This is a genomic window from Commensalibacter sp. Nvir (assembly GCF_963921845.1).
Classification (GTDB): domain Bacteria; phylum Pseudomonadota; class Alphaproteobacteria; order Acetobacterales; family Acetobacteraceae; genus Commensalibacter.
In genome coordinates this window covers 1-3515 of the sequence record NZ_CAWUGZ010000138.1, presented here as the reverse complement: position 1 = coordinate 3515, position 3515 = coordinate 1, and the positions used below count along the sequence as shown (strand labels likewise).

The following is a 3515-nucleotide window of genomic DNA, read 5'->3' as shown; positions in this document are numbered from 1 at the left end:
GACACATTTAGATCAGAGCCTGTGAGTGATTCATAATTATCAAATGGTATGTGTATAACTATAGTAACCATTAATATAAAGAATTTATTTATTTGTTCATTAAAAAATAACAGTAAAATTTAATCTTGACGGAGTTTTTATTTTTATGCCTCGTAATCTTCCACGAATAGTAATGAAATTTGGTGGAACTTCAGTTGCTGATTTAGGCAGAATACGTAAAGTAGCTTACACTATAAAAAAACAGGTTGAAGCAGGTTGTGAAGTTACCGTTGTTGTTTCAGCCATGTCTGGTGTAACCAATCAACTTGTCGGTTATTGTGAGGCATTGAATCCTCTTTTCGATCGAAGTGAGTACGACTCTATTGTTTCAACAGGTGAACAAGTAACAAGTGGGCTCTTGGCTATAGCACTTCAAACCATAGGTGTTCCTTCTCGTTCTTGGTCAGGTTGGCAAATACCTTTGTTAACAGATAGTGTTTATTCAAATGCAAGAATTAAAAAGATTGATGCGTTAAAGATTATTGAATGTATGCAATCGGGTATAGTTCCTGTCATTGCAGGTTTTCAAGGAATTGATGAAACTGGTAAAGTGACAACGCTTGGGAGAGGGGGGTCAGATACTTCTGCGGTAGCAATTGCTGCAAGTATAAAAGCAATTCGTTGCGATATATATACAGATGTTGATGGTATTTACACAACGGATCCAAGAATCGTTAATAAAGCAAAACATATTAAAAGTATTGCTTATGAAGAAATGCTTGAACTTGCTTCTGGAGGTGCAAAGGTTTTGCAAACTCGTAGTGTTGAGTTGGCTATGAAAGAAAAAGTCAGAGTACAAGTACTTTCCAGTTTCAAGGAGGATCAAGCCCCTATGGAAAATGCGTTACCCGGTTCTTTGGTTGTAAGTGAAGAAGAAATAGTGGAAAAAGAACAAGTTACAGGCATAGCCTATTCGATGAATGAAGCAAAAGTAATTATAAAGGGTTTACCTGATCAACCTGGAATCGCCGCTTCGATCTTTCGCCCGTTGGCAGAAGAAAATGTTAACGTGGATATGATTGCCCAGAGTGGGGCTACGGATCAAATAACCAATATGACGTTTACAGTACCTAAAACGGATTTAAAAAGAACTCAGCAAATATTGGAACAAAACAAGCAAACCATTGGCTTTACACAAGTGCTTACCGATAACGAGGTTGTAAAAATAAGTGTGGTGGGTATTGGTATGCGTTCTCATACAGGTGTAGCAAATACGATGTTCAAAACTTTAGCGGATCGTTCTATTAATATTCAAGCCATTTCAACCAGCGAAATAAAAGTTTCCGTATTGATTGCCTCTGAATATATGGAACTTGCTATGAGAGCCCTTCATACTGCTTATGGATTGGATTATACATAATGAATAATAAATCAATAGCATTCCATTCTGATTTTCAACGTCGTGCGCAAGAAGAATTATTTTGTTTATGGAAGCGGGGGATTGATTTTCTGGGTAGTCGTTTTGCGATACTTGGCGGGGCGATGTCTTGGGTTAGTGAGAGAAATTTAGTTTCTGCTATTTCGAATGCTGGAGGATTCGGTGTATTAGCGTGTGGGGCGATGGAGCCTTATTTGTTAGAAAAAGAGATTGTTGCTACGCAGGCTTTGACAAATAAACCCTTTGGCGTCAATCTTATAACAATGCATCCGAAAATAGATGAGCTTATTGAGGTATGTTTAAATTTAAAAATTAATCATATTGTACTGGCAGGTGGTATTCCTACAGGATCTTCGATTAAACGAATAAAAGATGGAGGATCAAAAGTTATTGCTTTTGCACCTGCTTTGGTATTAGCAAAACGTTTGATTAAATTTGGAGTAGATGCTTTGGTCATTGAGGGAACTGAAGCAGGGGGGCATATCGGTCCTGTATCGTTGACCGTTTTAGCTCAAGAAATTCTACCTGTGATTAAAGAAGTTCCTGTTTTTGTAGCAGGTGGACTGGGACGAGGTGAGGCTATTCTTTCTTATCTAGAGTTAGGAGCTTCAGGCGCACAACTTGGTACATCATTTGCTGCATGCTTGGAAAGTCAAGCTCATGAAAATTTTAAAAAATCATTTATTTATGCATCTGCACGCGATGCGGTTGTATCCTTGCAAATTGATGAGGCTTTCCCTGTTATTCCTGTTAGAGCCTTATCCAACAAAGCAACCAAAGCATTTATGAGTCATCAAGCGGCTGTTATTAAGCGTTTTAATAATAATGAAATATCTAAAGAAGAAGCTCAATTAAGTATTGAACATTTTTGGGCCGGAGCGTTAAGAAAAGCGGTCAAAGATGGAGATGTCGAAAACGGGTCAGTTATGGCTGGGCAATCGGTAGGTATGGTAAAACAAATCTTGCCTGTGAAAGAAATAATTGAGATATTGGTCAAACAAGCGGAGAGTGCTTTAGTAGCTAGATACAAACGTTTAAGTGATTAACACACATAGGTTTATCAGGCATGAGCGAAGCAAATCGACTGCAATCTGGCATAGACAGTAATTTTGTTGGAGAAGCAATAAAAAACCGTCGAATAGAATTAGGGCTTAGTCTTGAAGAAATTTCAAGACGTTTATGCATTCGGCAGAGTTTCTTAGAAGCAATTGAGGCAGGACAAATCGATAAATTGCCCAGCGGTGCCTATGCTTCAGGTTTTTTGCGTGCGTATGCAGAATTTATGGAATTGGATGCTGATGAATTGGTTAGGCGCTTTCGAGAAGAAAATCAAAAAAACCATAATCAACCAAAACTTATGTTCCCTGCCCCTGTTCCGCAAAGTGGTGTTCCCGCAGGGGTTATGGTTTTTTTTAGTTTGCTTTTGGTTATTGGGGTTTATATTGGTTGGTATAAAATGTCAGATCATCATAAAGTTCCAGAGGAGTCAATACCTCTTGTGCCTACGAAACATGTTGATCAAAATAAAACGGTAATGTCTCCTCAAATTGCATCCGTAATGTCCAATGAACAATCATTACCAGTTTCTCTTTCTTCTAATAATCCATCGGTAGAAAAGAATATAGATTTAAAAAAAGTTGAAACCCAAGTTGAAGCCAAAGCACCATTATCAAAACCAATTTTTACTCCACAAAGTCTAAAACAAGCAGATTCTACAGTAAATTCTGTAGATAAAAATTCTTTTGATAATGCACAGTCAGAAAATGTGAAAAAACACGAGGATGTTAATAACGAGACTGTGAAAAATGAAATTAAACTTAAGGCATTTGCTCCAAGCTGGGTTGCAATTAAAGATGCGCAGCATCGCCTTTTATTTCAGAAAATAATGAAAGCTGATGAGGAATGGGTATTTCCCAAAGATAATCCAGAACTTATCGTGACTATTGGAAATCCAAGTGCCATAGTGTTGGTAAATGGAGAAAGGATATCTCAACCTTTAGGTCAACCTGGAAAAGTATTAAGAAATTTTAAAATAGATAAAAATAGTATTGATAAGTTGTTGAGTGATCATCTTTTTTCACACCAGACTGTATTAATG

Annotated in this window: 3 protein-coding genes; all 3 read left to right on the top strand. The window is 37.3% G+C overall.

Annotated elements, in window-relative coordinates; translation table 11 throughout:
* The first annotated feature begins 145 nt into the window (after positions 1–145).
* Positions 146–1399, top strand: coding sequence for an aspartate kinase (locus AABE15_RS08870; RefSeq protein WP_338330938.1), 1254 nt, complete (start codon positions 146–148; stop codon positions 1397–1399).
* Positions 1399–2463, top strand: a complete 1065-nt coding sequence (locus AABE15_RS08865; RefSeq protein WP_338330937.1) for a nitronate monooxygenase — start codon at positions 1399–1401, stop codon at positions 2461–2463. Before AABE15_RS08870 ends, AABE15_RS08865 begins: the two co-directional genes overlap by 1 nt.
* A 20-nt stretch (positions 2464–2483) precedes the next feature.
* A partial coding sequence (locus AABE15_RS08860; protein WP_338330936.1) for a RodZ domain-containing protein occupies positions 2484–3515 on the top strand: 1032 nt, incomplete at its 3' end.